Below are 17,923 nucleotides of genomic sequence, written 5' to 3'. Positions count from 1 at the left end.
AAGTAACGCGGAATCTGAAGATGGCTGAACCACGTTTCGTACACCTGCGGGTGCACAGCGACTACTCCATGATTGATGGGCTGGCGAAAACCGGGCCGCTGGTAAAAAAGGCGGCTGCACTCGGCATGCCTGCGCTGGCGATCACCGATTTTACTAACCTGTGTGGTCTGGTGAAGTTCTACGGGGCAGCGCACGGCGCCGGGATGAAACCGATCATCGGGGCGGATTTCCACGTTCAGAGCGAACTGCTCGCTGATGAGATGACCCAAATCTCCGTCCTGGCGATGAACAATACCGGTTATCAGAACCTGACGTTGTTAATTTCCCGCGCCTATCAGCGTGGCTACGGCGCGCTGGGCCCCTGGATCGACAGAGAGTGGCTGGCCGAACTAAATGAAGGGCTACTGCTGATCTCCGGTGGACGCATGGGTGACTTAGGTAAATGCCTGATGCGTGGTAACAGTGCGCTGGTCGAGCAGTGTGTCGACTTTTATCAGACGCATTTCCCGGACCGTTTTTACCTGGAGCTGATTCGTACCGGTCGCCCTGATGAAGAGAGCTACCTTCATGCGGCAGTTGCGCTTGCTGAAGCGCACGGTTTGCCGGTGGTCGCAACCAATGACGTTCGCTTTATTAACGCTGACGACTTTGATGCGCATGAAATTCGCGTCGCCATTCATGACGGTTTTACGCTCGACGACCCCAAGCGCCCGCGCAACTACTCTGCGCAACAGTACATGCGCAGCGAAGAGGAGATGTGTGAACTCTTCTCCGATATCCCCGAAGCGCTAGAAAACAGCGTTGAGATTGCAAAACGTTGTAACGTTACGGTACGCCTGGGCGAGTATTTCCTGCCGCAGTTCCCGACCGGGGATATGACCACCGAAGATTTCCTGGTCATGAAATCGAAAGAGGGGCTGGAAGAGCGTCTCGAATTCCTCTTCCCCGATCCGGCGGTTCGGGCAGAAAAGCGTCCTGAATATGACGAACGCCTGGATATCGAGCTTCAGGTTATTAACCAGATGGGCTTCCCTGGATACTTCCTTATCGTAATGGAGTTTATCCAGTGGTCGAAGGATAACGGCGTGCCGGTTGGGCCGGGCCGTGGCTCTGGTGCGGGCTCATTAGTCGCCTACGCGCTAAAAATTACCGATCTCGACCCACTGGAATTTGACCTGCTGTTTGAACGTTTCCTTAACCCGGAACGTGTCTCGATGCCTGACTTCGACGTCGATTTCTGTATGGAAAAGCGCGACCAGGTCATTGAACACGTTGCGGATATGTATGGCCGTGATGCGGTATCCCAGATCATTACCTTCGGTACCATGGCGGCGAAAGCGGTTATCCGCGACGTTGGCCGCGTGCTGGGGCACCCTTATGGCTTCGTCGATCGCATCTCAAAACTGGTGCCGCCTGATCCCGGTATGACCCTGGCGAAAGCCTTTGAAGCCGAGCCGCAGCTGCCGGAAATTTACGAGGCCGATGAAGAGGTTAAAGCGCTGATCGACATGGCGCGTAAGCTTGAAGGCGTAACACGTAACGCTGGTAAGCACGCCGGTGGCGTGGTTATCGCACCAACTAAAATTACCGATTTTGCGCCGCTGTATTGCGATGAAACGGGCTCACACCCGGTCACGCAGTTCGATAAGAACGACGTAGAATACGCGGGCCTGGTGAAGTTTGACTTCCTGGGTTTGCGAACGCTCACTATCATCGACTGGGCGTTGAAAATGATCAACCCACGTCGGGCAAAGCAGGGACTGGAGCCGATTGACATCGCCGCCATCCCGCTCGACGACAAGAAAAGTTTCGATATGCTGCAGCGCTCGGAGACTACCGCGGTCTTCCAGCTTGAATCCCGCGGCATGAAAGATCTGATCAAACGTCTGCAGCCTGACTGCTTCGAAGATATGATCGCACTGGTGGCCCTGTTCCGTCCGGGGCCGCTACAGTCCGGCATGGTAGATAACTTTATTGACCGTAAACACGGCCGTGAAGAGCTCTCGTATCCGGACGTCCAGTGGCAGCATGAGAGCCTGAAGCCAGTACTGGAGCCGACCTATGGCATCATCCTGTATCAGGAACAGGTGATGCAGATAGCCCAGGTTCTCTCCGGGTACACCCTCGGCGGCGCGGACATGCTGCGTCGTGCGATGGGTAAGAAAAAGCCGGAAGAGATGGCCAAGCAGCGTTCTATCTTTGAAGATGGCGCGAAAAAGAACGGCATCGACGGCGAACTGGCGATGAAAATCTTCGACCTGGTAGAGAAATTCGCCGGTTATGGATTTAACAAATCGCACTCTGCGGCCTATGCTTTGGTCTCGTATCAAACGCTGTGGCTAAAGGCGCACTATCCCGCTGAGTTTATGGCTGCGGTCATGACGGCCGATATGGACAACACCGAGAAGGTGGTTGGCCTGGTAGACGAATGCTGGCGTATGGGGTTAAAGATCCTGCCGCCGGATATCAACTCGGGCCTGTACCATTTCCACGTTAACGACGAAGGGGAGATTGTGTACGGCATTGGCGCGATCAAAGGGGTAGGTGAAGGTCCTATCGAAGCGATCATCGACGCCCGCAACGAGGGCGGTTATTTCCGCGAGCTGTTTGATCTGTGCGCCCGAACTGATACGAAAAAGCTTAACCGTCGCGTGCTTGAAAAATTGATCATGTCCGGCGCGTTTGACAGACTGGGGCCGCACCGCGCCGCACTGATGAACTCGCTAGGCGATGCCCTGAAGGCCGCCGATCAGCATGCAAAAGCGGAAGCTATTGGCCAGGCAGATATGTTCGGCGTGCTGGCCGAAGAGCCGGAACAGATTGAGCAGTCTTACGCCAACTGCCAGCCGTGGCCAGAGCAGGTGGTGCTGGATGGGGAACGTGAAACGTTAGGCTTGTACCTGACGGGGCACCCGATCAACCAGTACATTAAAGAAATTGAGCGCTATGTCGGAGGCTACCGCCTGAAAGACATGCATCCGACAGAACGTGGTAAAATTACCACGGCTGCGGGGCTCGTGATTGCTGCAAGGGTAATGGTCACCAAGCGCGGCAATCGTATTGGCATCTGTACGCTGGATGACCGTTCCGGGCGACTGGAGGTGATGTTATTCACCGACGCGCTGGATAAATACCAGCAATTGCTGGAAAAAGACCGCATACTTATCGTCAGCGGACAGGTCAGCTTTGATGACTTCAGTGGGGGGCTTAAAATGACCGCCCGCGAAGTGATGGACATTGACGAAGCCCGGGAAAAATATGCTCGCGGGCTTGCTATCTCGCTGACGGACAGGCAAATTGATGACCAGCTTTTAAACCGACTCCGTCAGTCTCTGGAACCCCACCGCTCGGGGACCATTCCAGTACATCTCTACTATCAGAGGGCGGATGCGCGCGCACGACTGCGCTTTGGCGCAACGTGGCGTGTCTCTCCGAGCGATCGTTTATTAAACGATCTCCGCGGCCTCATTGGTTCGGAGCAGGTGGAACTAGAGTTTGACTAATACAGGAATACTATGAGTCTGAATTTCCTTGATTTCGAACAGCCGATTGCAGAGCTGGAAGCGAAAATCGATTCTCTGACCGCGGTTAGCCGTCAGGATGAAAAACTGGATATTAACATCGACGAAGAAGTGCATCGTCTGCGTGAAAAAAGCGTAGAACTGACGCGCAAAATCTTTGCCGATCTCGGCGCATGGCAGGTTGCCCAGCTGGCACGCCATCCTCAGCGTCCGTACACCCTGGATTATCTCCGCCTGGCGTTTGATGAGTTTGACGAGCTGGCAGGCGATCGCGCCTACGCGGACGATAAAGCCATTGTGGGCGGTATCGCACGTCTCGACGGTCGCCCGGTGATGATCATTGGTCATCAGAAAGGCCGTGAAACGAAAGAGAAGATCCGTCGTAACTTCGGTATGCCTGCACCAGAAGGCTACCGTAAAGCTCTGCGTCTGATGGAGATGGCTGAGCGTTTCAACATGCCCATCATCACCTTTATCGACACCCCGGGCGCGTATCCAGGTGTGGGCGCCGAAGAGCGCGGCCAGTCTGAAGCCATTGCCCGCAACCTGCGTGAAATGTCTCGCCTGAACGTGCCGGTTATCTGCACCGTTATCGGTGAAGGTGGCTCCGGCGGTGCGCTGGCGATTGGTGTGGGTGATAAAGTGAATATGCTGCAGTACAGCACCTATTCCGTTATCTCACCAGAAGGTTGCGCCTCTATTCTGTGGAAGAGCGCTGACAAGGCGCCGCTGGCGGCAGAAGCGATGGGCATTATCGCCCCGCGTCTGAAAGAGCTGAAGCTGATCGACACCGTGATCCCGGAGCCGCTGGGTGGCGCGCACCGCAATCCGGAAGCAATGGCCGCATCGTTGAAAGCGCAGCTGCTGGCCGATCTGGCCGATCTTGATGTGCTGAGCAAAGAAGACCTGCTCAACCGTCGTTATCAGCGACTGATGAGCTACGGTTACGCCTAAGGCGTTTCATTAATCCTAAAAGCCGCACAATGTTGCGGCTTTTTTTATGTCTGCGGTCTACCCTGGCTATCCTTAGTGGATGTTTTTTCAAGGAGGTAGACCGTGAATATCATTGCCATCATGGGGCCGCACGGCGTCTTTTATAAAGATGAACCCATCAAGGAGCTGGAAAACGCGTTACAAAAACGCGGATATCAACTTATCTGGCCGCAAAACAGCGCCGACCTGCTGAAGTTTATCGAGCACAATCCGCGGATTTGCGGCGTGATTTTCGACTGGGACGAGTACGACCTGGAACTGTGCAGTGATATCAATCAGCTCAATGAATACCTGCCGCTGTATGCCTTTATCAATACTCACTCGACGATGGATGTTAGCGCACACGATATGCGTATGGCGCTGTGGTTTTTCGAATACGCGCTGGGCGTGGCCGACGACATCGCGACACGCATTCAACAATACACCGAAGAATACCTCGATAATATCACCCCGCCGTTTACCCGGGCGCTTTTCACCTACGTCAAAGAGGGTAAATACACCTTCTGTACGCCTGGCCACATGGCCGGGACGGCATATCAGAAAAGCCCTGTCGGCTGTCTGTTCTATGATTTTTTCGGCGGCAATACACTGAAAGCCGACGTATCGATTTCGGTGACCGAGCTGGGATCCTTACTGGACCATACCGGGCCGCACCTGGAGGCGGAGGAGTACATCGCCCGCACCTTTGGCGCTGAGCAGAGCTATATGGTGACCAACGGCACCTCTACCTCGAACAAGATCGTAGGGATGTATGCCGCACCGGCAGGCAGCACCTTGTTGATTGACCGTAACTGTCATAAATCGCTGGCGCATCTGTTGATGATGAGCGACGTGGTGCCGTTGTGGCTCACCCCCACCCGCAATGCGTTGGGGATCCTGGGCGGGATCCCGAGACGAGAATTTACCCACGCGGCAATCGAACGCAAAGTGGCGAATGTCGTGCAGGCCAGTTGGCCGGTCCATGCGGTGATCACCAACTCCACCTATGATGGGCTGCTTTACAACACCAACTGGGTAAAACAGACGCTGGATGTCCCCTCGATTCATTTTGACTCGGCCTGGGTACCCTATACCAATTTTCACCCTATCTATGCGGGTAAGAGCGGTATGAGCGGTGAACGCATGCCGGGCAAAGTCTTCTATGAAACCCAGTCGACGCACAAAATGTTGGCCGCGTTTTCGCAGGCATCGCTCATTCATATCAAAGGCGAGTATGACGAAGAGACCTTTAATGAAGCCTTTATGATGCACACCACCACCTCGCCAAGCTACCCGCTGGTGGCCTCTATCGAAACGGCTGCCGCCATGCTACGGGGTAACCCGGGAAAACGGCTGATCAACCGTTCGGTAGAGCGCGCGCTGCACTTCCGCAAAGAGGTGCAGCGGCTGAGGGAAGAGGCAGATGGCTGGTTCTTTGATATCTGGCAGCCTGAGGAGATCGACGAAGCGGAGTGTTGGCCGATCGCCCCGGGTGAAAACTGGCACGGATTCCGCGACGCCGACGACGACCATATGTTCCTCGATCCGGTTAAAGTCACCATCCTGACTCCCGGCATGGATGAGCAGGGCATCATGAGCGATACCGGTATTCCGGCGGCGCTGGTAGCGAAATTCCTTGATGAACGCGGCGTCGTGGTTGAAAAAACCGGTCCTTACAATCTGCTGTTCTTATTCAGTATCGGGATCGATAAGACCCGGGCGATGGGGCTTTTACGTGGGTTGATGGAGTTTAAGCGCGCTTACGATCTTAATTTGCGGGTGAAGAATATGCTGCCGGATCTGTATGCCGAAGATCCGGATTTCTATCGCAATATGCGTATCCAGGATCTGGCGCAAGGGATCCACAAACTGATCCGCCAGCACGATCTGCCGCGTCTGATGTTGCAGGCGTTCGACGTTTTGCCGGAGATGAAACTCACGCCGCATCACGCCTGGCAGCGGCAGGTGAAAGGTGAGGTTGAAACGGTGGATCTGGAGAATCTGATCGGCCGGATCTCGGCAAATATGATCCTGCCTTATCCGCCAGGCGTACCGCTATTGATGCCCGGCGAAATGATTACCGAACAGAGCCGGCCAGTTCTCGATTTCCTGCTAATGCTCTGTTCCATTGGACGCCACTACCCCGGCTTCGACACCGACATTCACGGCGCAAAACGTGATGAAAACGGCGTCTACAGGGTACGAGTCTTAAAAACGCCTTGACCCCTTGCCTGGCAAGGAGTTTCAGTTATAACGTGCAGGCACAACAACAAGGAGACGCTATGCTGGGTTTAAAACAGGTTCATCATATTGCCATCATTGCTTCTGACTACGCGGTCAGTAAGGCATTTTACTGCGATACGCTCGGATTCACGCTGCAGAGCGAGGCTTATCGTGAAGAGCGCGACTCCTGGAAAGGTGACCTGGCGCTAAACGGCCAGTATGTGATTGAACTGTTTTCCTTCCCGTTCCCGCCCGCGCGCCCGTCACGTCCAGAAGCCTGCGGTTTGCGCCATCTGGCCTTCAGTGTCGATAACATTGACCAGGCCGTCGCGCATCTGGAAGCGAAGGGGGTGAAGTGTGAAGCCATACGTGTCGATCCCTTCACCGATAAGCGCTTTACCTTCTTCAACGATCCGGATGGCTTGCCGCTGGAGCTCTATCAGCAGTAACGCTTGCCTCCGCACGCTTTGCCCGGTAACGTGCCGGGCAAACCATCATTCAGATAATGACTATGACCATTCCCGCCCTTGCACAAGCCGTTTTTCCGTTCCGCCGATTGCTGGTGGGATTCAGCGGTGGGCTGGACTCGACGGTGCTACTGCATCGGCTGATGCTCTGGCGCGAACAAGAGCCCGACGTCGAACTGCGCGCCATCCATATTCACCACGGGCTGAGTTCGCACGCTGATAGCTGGGTGACGCATTGCGAAGCGCTCTGCCGGGCGTGGAACATTCCTTTGCGCGTTGAACGTGTCACGCTGCAGGATGAAGGTCTGGGAACTGAAGCACAGGCGCGTAAGGCGCGCTATGCTGCCTTTAAATGCGCTCTGCTGCCGGGGGAGGCGCTGGTCACTGCGCAGCATCTGGACGATCAGTGCGAAACATTCTTACTGGCGCTGAAGCGCGGCAGCGGCCCGGCGGGGTTATCTGCCATGCCCGAACGGGCGCATTTTGCCGATACTTATCAATTGCGTCCGCTGCTTGGGGAGCCCCGCGCTTCGTTGCTAAGCTGGGCGCAACAGCACGAGCTGCGCTGGATAGATGACGAAAGCAATCAGGACGATGCTTACGACCGTAACTTCCTGCGTTTGCGGGTCGTACCGCAACTCATGCAGCGTTGGCCACACTTTGCCGAGGCGACCGCGCGCAGTGCGGCGCTGTGTGCTGAGCAGGAACAACTGCTTGATGAGTTGCTGGCCGACGATTTGGCAACAGTGACAGATGACGCGGGCGGGATGCAGATAGTCCCGCTCCTGACGATGAGCGCCGTGCGCCGGGCCGCGTTAATACGGCGTTGGCTGGCGGCAAACGGCGCGCTAATGCCGTCCCGTGCGATGGTGAATCGTATCTGGGACGAAGTGGTGCAGGCCAGAGAAGATGCCAGTCCGGTGCTGAAACTGGGGGGCGGAGAAATTCGACGATTTCGCCAGGCGCTCTGGTGGGTACGACCACAGCCATCGCTGGCGCAAGAGGTCATTCCCTGGCTGGAACTGAACGCCCCGCTGTTGCTGCCGAAGGGCTGGGGAACGGTATCATTGAGCCCCTGTGGCAATATTCGCCCGCCGCGCAAGGACGAGCCGGTATCGGTGCGTTTTAAAGCCAGTGGAACGGTACACATCGTGGGGCGCAACGGCGGACGGAAGATTAAAAAAATCTGGCAAGAACTCAATGTCCCGCCATGGCTTCGCGATGCGACGCCGCTTCTCTTTTATGGCGAAACGCTGATTGCTGCAGCCGGGCAATTCGTGACGCGCGAAGGGGAAGCAGAGGCAGGAAAAGGTTTACAACTAAAGTGGGAAAGATAACGGGCAGGGGACTGCCCGTTATGAGGCATCAGGACTCGCTCACCACGACGGTGCCGATTTCTGGATGACTGAAGCTGGCAATTTTATCGAGACGGAGCTCGCGCGTTGCGCCGCCATCTTCCACCACCAGGTACTCAACGTTTTTACGCGAAACCAGATCGTTGGCTTTAGCCTTCAAAACTTCGCCATCTTTAAGCGTCAGCGTCAGCAATAGATGATGCTGGCAGGCGAGTTCCAGATTGTCATAGTCATCACAGTTGATGGGTTGATAGATTTCATTCATTGACATAATCGCTCACCAGTAAATTCGCAGCGGCATACGCCGCCTTTTCTCTGACCGATTCTGAAAGCGTGTCGTCCGACGCGATGTCATTCAGAACTTTCAACACACAGCCCAACGCATCCGGGATATACCCCAGGTCTCCGCTGGCGATTTCCGCATACCGTTTGCGGATCAGCTCACAATAATTATTCACATCCCCTCCTGCCAGCGCGCTGACGTTACTGTGAGATAACACTAAGCCTACGAAGATTAGCTCTGTTTAGCAAGGTGACTATACCATACTCATTTAAGCAATATCAGCAGGTTGCCAGGTGGAGCTTTTAAGCGCCATTAACAGCCATTTGGCCATTATTTCGCTACAATGCGAACCTGATTAGAAAGGAGTTCGCCCATGGCGCTTAAAGCGACAATTTATAAAGCGATGGTCAATGTAGCTGACCTTGATCGTAACCAGTTTCTCGATGCCACCCTGACGCTGGCGCGTCACCCTTCTGAAACTCAGGAGCGCCTGATGCTGCGCCTGCTGGCATGGATCAAACATGCGCATGAGCGTTTGCAGTTCACCCGTGGCCTGAGTGCAGAGGAAGAGCCGGACGCCTGGCTGCGCAATGATCATCTGGGTATCGATTTGTGGATTGAAATGGGGCTTCCAGACGAGCGCCGGATTAAGAAAGCCTGCACCCAGGCAGCAGAAGTGGCGTTATTTGCCTATAACAGCCGTGCCGCAGAGATCTGGTGGCAGCAGAATAAAAGTAAATGTGCACAATACAGCAATCTCTCCGTCTGGTATCTGGACGATGAGCAACTGGCGCAGCTTAGCGCCTTTGCAGAGCGCACCATGAACTTACAGGCGACGATTCAGGACGGCGCCATCTGGCTGTCAGATAACCAGAATAATCTTGAAATTCATCTGACTGCGTGGCAGCAGCGCTCATGATTGTCATCTCGCGCAATGTCTCGCTGGCGGATAGCGAGGTGGAAATCACTGCAATCCGTGCTCAGGGGGCCGGTGGGCAGCATGTGAACAAGGCTTCTACGGCAATTCATCTGCGCTTTGACATTCGGGCCTCCAGCCTGCCAGAGTATTACAAAGAGCGGTTACTCGCCGCCAGCCATCATCTGTTAACCAGCGATGGCATGATCGTGATAAAGGCTCAGGAGTATCGTAGCCAGGAGTTAAACCGTGAAGCGGCACTTTCGCGGCTGGTGGCGGTCATACAGGAATTAACGACCGAGCAGAAAAGCCGAAGAGCCACCCGGCCGACGCGAGCGTCGAAAGAGCGTCGCTTGTCTGCAAAATCGCAAAAATCGACCGTTAAATCTTTGCGCGGTAAAATTCGTCGACCCCAGGAGTAGGGCGTGACACACATATTTCAGAAGGAAAGTAGCGTGAAAACAGCGATTTTTTCAGTGATGGCCGCAAGCACACTGTTTGTATTACTGGGCTGTAACCACCGTTCGGAAACGCAGACGCTTCAGCCTACGCAATCTGAAGCGCTGGCCCCCATGCAGCAAAGCTGGCGCGGCGTGTTGCCATGTGCCGATTGCGAAGGCATTGAAACCTCGTTGTTCCTTGAAAAAGATGGTACCTGGGTAATGAACCAGCGCTATCAGGGTGCTAAAGAACCTGCCACATTCGCCAGTTACGGCAACTGGGCGCGTACCGCAGAGAAGCTGGTGCTGACCGATAATGAAGGGGAAAAGCACTACTTCCGGGCTAGAGGCGAAGGGCTGGAAATGCTTGATACCGAGGGAAACCCCATTGAATCGCAATTTAACTATACGCTTCAGCCAGTAAAAGCGGCGCTGCCGACGACACCGATGGCGATGCGCGGCATGTATTTCTATATGGCGGATGCGGCGATCTTTACGGACTGCGCCACCGGTAAGAAGGTGAGCGTGGCCAATAACGCACAACTGGAACGGGATTACGCCGCGGCACGCGGAGGCGATACCAAGCCGGTGCTGCTGACGGTAGACGGTCACTTCACGCTGGAAGCGAACCCGGATAGCGGTGAGAGCGTGAAAACGCTGGTGGCGGATCGCAACGCCAGGTTTGAGCAGGGTAAAGACTGCAACAGCCAATAACAGCGATAAAAAACCCCGCCGCGGCGGGGTTTTTTAATTAGCCTTTGATGGCTTTAACAAGGTAATCCACAACGTCACCGGTCTTAATCATCTGCTTCTCGCCGTTGCGACGATATTTGTATTCGATATCATCGTTGTCGAGGTTACGGTCACCAATAACGATGGTGTGCGGGATACCGATCAATTCCATATCAGCAAACATCACGCCCGGACGCTCTTTACGGTCGTCCATCAGCACTTCAATGCCCTGCGCGCGCAGTTCGTTATAGAATTTCTCAGCCAGCTCCTGCACACGATAGGATTTGTGCATGTTCATCGGCAAAATCGCAACCTGGAACGGCGCGATATTATCCGGCCAGACGATACCGCGGTCATCGTAATTCTGCTCAATAGCAGCGGCAACCACACGGGTGACACCGATGCCATAGCAGCCCATCGTCAGGATCTGGTTACGACCATCTTCACCCTGCACGGCCGCGTTCATCGCCTGAGAGTACTTGTTACCCAACTGGAAGATGTGACCCACTTCGATGCCGCGCTTAATCATCAGTGTGCCTTGACCATCCGGGCTCGGATCGCCGGCAACCACGTTACGGATATCTGCCACTTCTGGCGTGGCGACGTCGCGATCCCAGTTGATGCCGAAATAGTGTTTGCCATCAATGTTGGCACCCGCAGAGAAATCGCTCATCGCGGCAACGGTACGGTCGATAACGACCGGGATAGGCATGTTCACCGGGCCAAGAGAGCCAGGACCCGCGTTAACAACCGCGCGGATTTCTGCTTCGGTAGCGAAGGTCAGCGGGCTGGCAACCTGCGGCAGCTTTTCTGCCTTCACTTCATTCAGTTCGTGATCGCCACGCACCAGCAGAGCGACCAGCGGGTAGGCACTGTCTTCTACCGCTTTGACCAGCAGAGTTTTTACCGTCTTCTCGATAGGCAGGTTGTATTGCTCAACCAGTTCGGCGATGGTTTTTGCGTTCGGTGTATCAACCAGGGTCATCTCTTCGGTTGCGGCGGCGCGTGGCGCTTTTGGTGCCAGGGCTTCTGCAAACTCGATGTTAGCGGCATAATCAGAGGAGTCAGAGAAGATTACATCGTCTTCGCCGCTCTGCGCCAGAACCTGGAACTCGTGGGATGCGCTACCGCCGATTGAACCGGTATCAGCCTGTACAGCACGGAAATCCAGACCCATGCGGGAGAAGATTTTGCTGTAAGCCTCATACATTTTGTCGTAGGTCTCCTGCAGAGACTCCTGAGAGGTATGGAAAGAGTAAGCATCTTTCATCAGGAATTCGCGGGAGCGCATAACGCCAAAACGTGGACGCACTTCGTCACGGAACTTGGTCTGGATCTGGAAGAAGTTCAGCGGCAACTGCTTGTAAGAGCTCAGCTCGTTGCGGATCAGATCGGTAATGACCTCTTCATGCGTTGGACCGAGAACAAACGGACGATCGCCGCGATCGGCAATACGCAGCAGTTCAGGACCGTACTGTTCCCAGCGACCACTCTCCTGCCACAGTTCAGAGGGCTGAACCACAGGCATTAACACCTCGATTGCACCGGCGTTGTTCATCTCTTCACGCACGATGTTTTCGACTTTTTTCAGGACGCGCACGCCGGTCGGCAGCCAGGTATATAACCCGGAGGCCAGCTTGCGGATCATCCCGGCGCGCAGCATCAGCTGGTGGCTGATCACTTCGGCGTCGGCAGGTGTCTCCTTCAGAGTGGAGAGCAGATATTGGCTAGTACGCATGTTGTTACGGTTCCATTTCGACTATTGGAACAGGCTGAAACGCCAGCCTGACACAAAAAAAGTGGTTTAGTTTACCAGTGTGGCAAAGATGCCAAAAGAGAGGACAATAAAATTACTGCGGCTCAAGCGCAAACACTTCGAAGCCTGAGTCCGTTACGCGCCAGCGGACGTTAAAATCAAGCAACCAGACGGCATACGCTTTCCCGGCGTCTTCCTCTTTACGATAGGCGGGGCGAGGATCCTGCGCCAGCACATCGACGATAAACTCACGCAGACGTGGGTAGCGTTTTTCAAGGTGAACCAGTTCTGCAGCCAGCGCGTCGGTAAAGTAAACCGGCATATCGGCCTGTGGCGCCTGTTGGGCATAGCTGGCGCGGGCATCGGGCAGGGCTTCGGCAAACGGCAGATAAGGTTTGATATCGACGACAGGGGTGCCATCCACCAGGTCCAGCCCGCCGAGCTCCAGGATGACCTGATCCTTATGGCAGCGAATGCCGTTTAGTTCGACGAGCGACATCCCCACCGGGTTAGGGCGGAAGGTAGAACGCGTGGCAAACACCCCCATTCTGGCGTTGCCGCCAAGCCGGGGAGGGCGTACCGTTGGGCGCCAGCCGCCTTCCATCGTTTGATGGAAGATAAACAGCACCCAGAGATGGCTAAAAGCTTCCAGTCCGCGCACAGCATCAGCCTGGTTATACGGAGCGATTAAGTGAAGTTCGCCGCCACCGCTTTTCACCAGCCCAGGCTGACGAGGTACGGCAAACTTCTCTTTATAGGGTGAGCGGATAACACCTATCTGCTCGAACTGGAATTTACTCATTTCGCCGAAACGTTAAGGGCAGAACCTACGCACACAGCCTGACGATAACAACCCGGCGTACCGCTGGTTACTTCGCAGCTGTGCAGCAGCACGGCGTTCGCTTTCATTTTGGAGGCGTTGATCTGCATACGCTTACGCGCTGTTGGGATGTTTGGTGGGGAGTCCTGATTTGTTGCCTGACAGGAGTCGCCTGAAACTTCACCCAGATCGCGGAACGGTTTGCCAATCAGAGCTTCCGCGTTGGTGTAAATGCGTACCGGCGCAGCGCGTGGCGCTTTCGGTTTTGCTGGCTCCGCTTTTGGCGGGGTTGCAGTGCTTTGAACAGGTTCAACAGGAGATCTGCTTAGCATAGAACATCCGCTCAGCATCAATGCTAAGAGACAGATCGGTAAAGCACGCATATTCTTTCCTCAATGAATAATCAAAACGTCAGTTATTGAATCAGTTGCCCGCATAAATGACAAGACGGGCTTTCGCCCGTCCTGAATGATATTACACAAAGAGAAGATTACCAGCCTTTAACTGCACCACCGTTAAAGACTTTGTTCGCCTCTTCGTAAACTTCATCAGACTGGTAAGCCTGAACGAACTTCTTCACGTTCTCTGCGTCTTTGTTGTCTTCACGAGTCACGATCAGGTTCACATAAGGAGAGTCTTTATCTTCTACGAAGATACCGTCTTTCGCCGGCGTCAGGCCGATCTGGCTAGCATAGGTGGTATTGATAACGGCCAGCGCGATCTGTGCATCGTCCAGAGAGCGTGGCAACTGTGGCGCTTCCAGCTCAACAATTTTCAGATTTTTTGGATTTTCGGTCACGTCCAGAACGGTCGGCAGCAGGCCAACACCGTCTTTCAGTTTGATCAAACCCTGTTTCTGCAGCAGCAGTAAAGAGCGGCCCAGGTTGGTTGGGTCATTTGGTACCGCGACCTGAGAGCCATCCTGCAGTTCGTCCAGAGATTTAATTTTCTTAGAGTAACCGGCAATCGGATATACAAAGGTGTTACCCGCTGGAACCAGTTTATAACCACGATCTTTGATCTGCTGATCCAGATACGGTTTGTGCTGGAAGGCGTTGGCATCGATATCGCCTTTGCTCAGCGCTTCGTTAGGCAGTACGTAATCATTGAATGTCACCAGCTCGACGTCCAGGCCATACTTCTCTTTAGCGACTTTCACTGCTGTTTCAGCAACCTGCTGTTCTGCACCTACGATAACGCCCACTTTGATGTGGTTCGGGTCTTTCTCGTCCTGACCGCAACCCACCAGTGCCAGAGAGCCGATCAGCGCGCCTACCGCTGCAAAGGTCTTAAATTTAAACGTCATGATATTTCCTTAATTCGTCGTGTTTATAATGTTTAACGTTATTTGTGCGTCACAGTACGAACGATGCGATCGCCCGAGAACTGAATGAGATAGACCAGTACTACCAGCAATACCAGAACGGTGTTCATTACGGTAGCGTTATAACCAATATAACCGTACTGGTAACCAATCTGACCCAGACCGCCAGCGCCGACGGCACCGCCCATCGCGGAATAACCGACCAGGGTAATCAGGGTGATGGTTGCGGCGTTCACCAGTCCGGGCAGCGCTTCAGGCAGCAGCACTTTGCGTACGATCTGCATCGGCGTGGCGCCCATTGCGCGGGAGGCTTCAATCAAACCGGTCGGGATTTCCAGCAGGGCGTTTTCCACCATACGGGCAATAAAGGGGGCAGCCCCAACGGTCAGCGGAACAATAGCGGCCTGTAAGCCGATAGACGTCCCGACGATGACGCGAGTAAAGGGAATCATCCACACCAGCAGGATAATAAAAGGAATGGAACGGAAGATATTCACCACGGCGGAAAGAGCGCGGTAGAGCTTTGCGTTCTCAACAATTTGGCCCGGACGCGTAACGTACAGCAGCACGCCAACCGGCAGACCAATCACAAAGCCGAAAAAGCCGGATACAAAGGTCATTGCCAGCGTTTCCCATACGCCGCGAACCAGCAGCCACATCATCGGTTCAGACATAACCCAGTACCTCTACTTTTACATGGTGTTCTTGCAGCCAGGCAATGGCCGCTTGCGTCTCTTCTTGCGTGCCGTGCATCTCGGTCAACATAATGCCGAACTTCACGCCGCCGGCATAATCCATCTGCGCGCTAATAATGTTGTTATTTACATTGAAGCGACGCGCCGTTTCCGACAGCAACGGCGCATCGACGGACTGGCCGGTAAATTCCATACGCAGCATCGGCACACTACCGGCTTCAGGCTGCGCTTTTAAACGTTCAAGATAATCTTCCGGAATATCCAGATGCAGCGTGGACTGAATAAACTGCTGTGCCAACGGCGTTTTCGGATGCGAGAAGACTTCACTGACGGTGTCCTGCTCGATCAATTCACCATTACTGATAACGGCGACACAGTCGCAGATACGTTTAACGACATCCATCTCGTGAGTAATAAGAAGAATGGTCAGTCCCAGGCGACGGTTAATATCTTTCAGTAATTCCAGGATAGAGCGTGTTGTTGCCGGGTCGAGCGCACTGGTGGCTTCATCGCACAACAGCACCTTTGGGTTGCTTGCCAGCGCTCGGGCAATTGCGACACGCTGCTTTTGACCGCCGGACAGGTTGGCGGGATAGCTATCATGCTTATCACCCAAACCGACAAGGTCCAGCAGTTCAGTAACGCGACGTTTGATCTCATCTTTAGACGTGTTATCCAGTTCTAAAGGCAGCGCAACGTTTCCAAAAACGGTGCGGGAAGCCAGCAAGTTAAAATGCTGGAAGATCATGCCAATCTGACGGCGTGCTTTGGTTAATTCTGATTCAGAGAGTTTGGTCAACTCCTGACCGCCAACCTGGACGCTGCCTTCGGTTGGACGCTCAAGCAGGTTGACGCAACGAATCAGCGTACTTTTACCTGCGCCAGAGGCGCCAATAACGCCATAAATCTGTCCAGCCGGAACGTGCAGGCTAACGTTGTTCAGCGCCTGAATCGTTCGGGTTCCTTGCTGGAACACTTTAGTAATGTTTGAAAGTTTGATCATTAGACTTTTTTAATCATATGTGAGTTTGCCGTGGCATTTTCTTCTGCCTGATACGGGCGTTAACCGTCAACGAAATGGATGTTAAGGCATCCAGACGTCTAAATCAATGTAACTCTGTTCGATGAGCACTTTCTTGTCTCCGGATTCATGAGATACTAAGCGAACATGCCTTTTTCAGGAGCAAAGCGGTGGCAAAATCAGTACCAGCAATTTTTCTCGATCGTGACGGCACTATTAATGTCGATCACGGTTACGTACATGAGATCGATGAATTCGAATTTATCGAAGGCGTCATTGATGCCATGCGCGAACTTAAAGAGATGGGTTATGCGCTGGTGGTCGTGACCAACCAGTCTGGGATCGCGCGTGGCAAATTTACCGAGGCGCAGTTTGAAACATTAACTGAGTGGATGGACTGGTCTCTGGCCGATCGCGGTGTTGATCTGGACGGTATCTATTTCTGTCCTCACCACCCTCAAGGAACTGTTGAAGAGTTTCGCCAGACTTGTGACTGCCGTAAGCCGCATCCGGGAATGCTGCTTTCAGCGCAAGAGTTCCTGAACATCGATATGGCTTCTTCTTATATGGTGGGCGATAAACTGGAAGATATGCAGGCAGCTGCAGCGGCGGGTGTAGGTAATAAAGTGCTGGTACGTACCGGTAAACCTGTGACGCCAGAAGCTGAGAATGCCGCAGACTGTGTGATTAATAGCCTTGCGGAGCTGCCTCAGGCCATCAAAAAGCGCTAAAAACGGTCGTTTTGGTGAAAAGGTGAGCGGTTGAAATAAAATTGTATTTTTCCGCTTGTCATTCCTCGGGAGCTCCCTATAATGCGCCTCCATCGACACGGCGGATGTGAATCACTTCATACAAACAGCCGGTTCGGTTGAAGAGAAAAAATCCTGAAATTCAGGGTTGACTCTGAAAGAGGAAAGCGTAATATACGCCACCTCGCAACGGTGAGCTGAAAGCCGCGTTGCACTGCTCTTTAACAATTTATCAGACAATCTGTGTGGGCACTCAAAGTGACATGGATTCTTAATGTCTTCGGACAATAAATGAATACCAAGTCTCTGAGTGAACACGTAATTCATTACGAAGTTTAATTCACGAGCATCAAACTTAAATTGAAGAGTTTGATCATGGCTCAGATTGAACGCTGGCGGCAGGCCTAACACATGCAAGTCGAGCGGTAACACAGGGAGCTTGCTCCTGGGTGACGAGCGGCGGACGGGTGAGTAATGTCTGGGAAACTGCCTGATGGAGGGGGATAACTACTGGAAACGGTAGCTAATACCGCATAACGTCGCAAGACCAAAGAGGGGGACCTTCGGGCCTCTTGCCATCAGATGTGCCCAGATGGGATTAGCTAGTAGGTGGGGTAATGGCTCACCTAGGCGACGATCCCTAGCTGGT

General features: G+C 53.8%; 17 protein-coding genes and 1 rRNA gene. 10 read left to right on the top strand and 8 right to left on the bottom strand.

All coding sequences use genetic code 11. From position 1 onward, the window contains the following. Nucleotides 1–20: 20 nt before the first annotated feature. The 5 genes from dnaE to tilS all read left to right on the top strand — a co-directional run bounded on the left by dnaE (nt 21) and on the right by tilS (nt 8,520). Complete coding sequence (gene dnaE, locus WFN75_RS12440) at nt 21–3,503, top strand: DNA polymerase III subunit alpha (RefSeq protein WP_336996263.1); 3,483 nt, start codon at nt 21–23, stop codon at nt 3,501–3,503. A gap of 12 nt (nt 3,504–3,515) precedes the next feature. Further along, nucleotides 3,516–4,475 carry an acetyl-CoA carboxylase carboxyl transferase subunit alpha gene (gene accA, locus WFN75_RS12435; protein ID WP_040077082.1) on the top strand — a complete coding sequence of 320 codons (960 nt, stop codon included), beginning with the start codon at nt 3,516–3,518 and terminating at the stop codon, nt 4,473–4,475. Between the two features lie 102 nt (nt 4,476–4,577). Next, nucleotides 4,578–6,716, top strand: coding sequence for a lysine decarboxylase LdcC (locus WFN75_RS12430; protein ID WP_336996262.1), 2,139 nt, complete (start codon nt 4,578–4,580; stop codon nt 6,714–6,716). Between the two features lie 59 nt (nt 6,717–6,775). After that, entirely contained in the window at nt 6,776–7,165 is a 390-nt protein-coding gene (locus WFN75_RS12425; protein WP_040077080.1) for a VOC family protein, read from the top strand. A 62-nt stretch (nt 7,166–7,227) separates the two neighbouring features. Beyond that, nucleotides 7,228–8,520 carry a tRNA lysidine(34) synthetase TilS gene (gene tilS, locus WFN75_RS12420; protein WP_336996261.1) on the top strand — a complete coding sequence of 431 codons (1,293 nt, stop codon included), beginning with the start codon at nt 7,228–7,230 and terminating at the stop codon, nt 8,518–8,520. 28 nt (nt 8,521–8,548) lie between these two features. Here the strand turns inward: tilS and rof are convergent, their stop codons facing one another. Next, nucleotides 8,549–8,809, bottom strand: coding sequence for a Rho-binding antiterminator (gene rof / locus WFN75_RS12415; RefSeq protein ID WP_040077077.1), 261 nt, complete (start codon nt 8,807–8,809; stop codon nt 8,549–8,551). Further along, nucleotides 8,796–8,996 (bottom strand): YaeP family protein, encoded by a 201-nt coding sequence (locus WFN75_RS12410; RefSeq protein WP_040077076.1) that lies wholly within the window; start codon nt 8,994–8,996, stop codon nt 8,796–8,798. Before WFN75_RS12410 ends, rof begins: the two co-directional genes overlap by 14 nt. Nucleotides 8,997–9,194: 198 nt before the next feature. Between WFN75_RS12410 and WFN75_RS12405 the strand changes: the two genes are divergently transcribed. Genes WFN75_RS12405 through nlpE form a run of 3 tightly spaced genes read left to right on the top strand, consistent with a single transcriptional unit; the run spans nt 9,195 to nt 10,891 of the window. Continuing rightward, nucleotides 9,195–9,740 carry a YaeQ family protein gene (locus WFN75_RS12405; RefSeq protein ID WP_040077074.1) on the top strand — a complete coding sequence of 182 codons (546 nt, stop codon included), beginning with the start codon at nt 9,195–9,197 and terminating at the stop codon, nt 9,738–9,740. Further along, a complete protein-coding gene (gene arfB, locus WFN75_RS12400; RefSeq protein ID WP_207293032.1) occupies nt 9,737–10,159 on the top strand; it encodes an alternative ribosome rescue aminoacyl-tRNA hydrolase ArfB in 423 nt (140 codons plus the stop codon). Before WFN75_RS12405 ends, arfB begins: the two co-directional genes overlap by 4 nt. 33 nt (nt 10,160–10,192) lie before the next feature. Further along, a complete protein-coding gene (nlpE, locus tag WFN75_RS12395) occupies nt 10,193–10,891 on the top strand; it encodes an envelope stress response activation lipoprotein NlpE (protein ID WP_286808568.1) in 699 nt (232 codons plus the stop codon). A gap of 37 nt (nt 10,892–10,928) precedes the next feature. Here the strand turns inward: nlpE and proS are convergent, their stop codons facing one another. The 6 genes from proS to metN form a co-directional block, all read right to left on the bottom strand. Further along, on the bottom strand, nt 10,929–12,647 hold the full coding sequence (gene proS, locus WFN75_RS12390; protein ID WP_040077071.1) for a proline--tRNA ligase: 1,719 nt from the start codon (nt 12,645–12,647) through the stop codon (nt 10,929–10,931). 112 nt (nt 12,648–12,759) lie between these two features. Then, nucleotides 12,760–13,467, bottom strand: a complete 708-nt coding sequence (gene tsaA / locus WFN75_RS12385; RefSeq protein WP_233802033.1) for a tRNA (N6-threonylcarbamoyladenosine(37)-N6)-methyltransferase TrmO — start codon at nt 13,465–13,467, stop codon at nt 12,760–12,762. Beyond that, nucleotides 13,464–13,868 carry an Rcs stress response system protein RcsF gene (gene rcsF / locus WFN75_RS12380; protein ID WP_040077069.1) on the bottom strand — a complete coding sequence of 135 codons (405 nt, stop codon included), beginning with the start codon at nt 13,866–13,868 and terminating at the stop codon, nt 13,464–13,466. The genes tsaA and rcsF overlap by 4 nt, the downstream gene beginning before the upstream one ends. Nucleotides 13,869–13,975: 107 nt before the next feature. Then, entirely contained in the window at nt 13,976–14,791 is an 816-nt protein-coding gene (gene metQ / locus WFN75_RS12375; protein WP_040077068.1) for a methionine ABC transporter substrate-binding lipoprotein MetQ, read from the bottom strand. Between the two features lie 38 nt (nt 14,792–14,829). Next, nucleotides 14,830–15,483 (bottom strand): methionine ABC transporter permease MetI, encoded by a 654-nt coding sequence (locus tag WFN75_RS12370; RefSeq protein WP_040077067.1) that lies wholly within the window; start codon nt 15,481–15,483, stop codon nt 14,830–14,832. Continuing rightward, a complete protein-coding gene (gene metN / locus WFN75_RS12365) occupies nt 15,476–16,507 on the bottom strand; it encodes a methionine ABC transporter ATP-binding protein MetN (protein WP_336996260.1) in 1,032 nt (343 codons plus the stop codon). The genes WFN75_RS12370 and metN overlap by 8 nt, the downstream gene beginning before the upstream one ends. A gap of 188 nt (nt 16,508–16,695) precedes the next feature. Here metN and gmhB point away from each other — a divergent pair, with 188 nt between their 5' ends. Further along, entirely contained in the window at nt 16,696–17,256 is a 561-nt protein-coding gene (gene gmhB, locus WFN75_RS12360; RefSeq protein ID WP_212477148.1) for a D-glycero-beta-D-manno-heptose 1,7-bisphosphate 7-phosphatase, read from the top strand. Nucleotides 17,257–17,631: 375 nt separating this feature from the next. Continuing rightward, nucleotides 17,632–17,923: ribosomal RNA gene (locus tag WFN75_RS12355) — 16S ribosomal RNA — on the top strand; the annotation flags it as partial.

The organism is Leclercia sp. UBA7405 (genome assembly GCF_037152215.1).
GTDB lineage: Bacteria > Pseudomonadota > Gammaproteobacteria > Enterobacterales > Enterobacteriaceae > Enterobacter > Enterobacter pneumoniae.
The sequence above is the reverse complement of the archived record's forward strand: the minus strand, read 5'-3'. Positions and strand labels throughout refer to the sequence as shown.

What these genes read in the sequence shown, in the direction of transcription:
- dnaE (WP_336996263.1), top strand. Translation starts at nt 21, where the DNA reads ATGGCTGAACCACGTTTCGTACACCTGCGGGTGCACAGCGACTACTCC.
- metQ (WP_040077068.1), bottom strand. Translation starts at nt 14,791, where the DNA reads ATGACGTTTAAATTTAAGACCTTTGCAGCGGTAGGCGCGCTGATCGGC.
- WFN75_RS12370 (WP_040077067.1), bottom strand. Translation starts at nt 15,483, where the DNA reads ATGTCTGAACCGATGATGTGGCTGCTGGTTCGCGGCGTATGGGAAACG.
- WFN75_RS12425 (WP_040077080.1), top strand. Translation starts at nt 6,776, where the DNA reads ATGCTGGGTTTAAAACAGGTTCATCATATTGCCATCATTGCTTCTGAC.
- metN (WP_336996260.1), bottom strand. Translation starts at nt 16,507, where the DNA reads ATGATCAAACTTTCAAACATTACTAAAGTGTTCCAGCAAGGAACCCGA.
- tsaA (WP_233802033.1), bottom strand. Translation starts at nt 13,467, where the DNA reads ATGAGTAAATTCCAGTTCGAGCAGATAGGTGTTATCCGCTCACCCTAT.
- accA (WP_040077082.1), top strand. Translation starts at nt 3,516, where the DNA reads ATGAGTCTGAATTTCCTTGATTTCGAACAGCCGATTGCAGAGCTGGAA.
- arfB (WP_207293032.1), top strand. Translation starts at nt 9,737, where the DNA reads ATGATTGTCATCTCGCGCAATGTCTCGCTGGCGGATAGCGAGGTGGAA.
- rof (WP_040077077.1), bottom strand. Translation starts at nt 8,809, where the DNA reads ATGTCAATGAATGAAATCTATCAACCCATCAACTGTGATGACTATGAC.
- tilS (WP_336996261.1), top strand. Translation starts at nt 7,228, where the DNA reads ATGACCATTCCCGCCCTTGCACAAGCCGTTTTTCCGTTCCGCCGATTG.
- proS (WP_040077071.1), bottom strand. Translation starts at nt 12,647, where the DNA reads ATGCGTACTAGCCAATATCTGCTCTCCACTCTGAAGGAGACACCTGCC.
- WFN75_RS12405 (WP_040077074.1), top strand. Translation starts at nt 9,195, where the DNA reads ATGGCGCTTAAAGCGACAATTTATAAAGCGATGGTCAATGTAGCTGAC.
- rcsF (WP_040077069.1), bottom strand. Translation starts at nt 13,868, where the DNA reads ATGCGTGCTTTACCGATCTGTCTCTTAGCATTGATGCTGAGCGGATGT.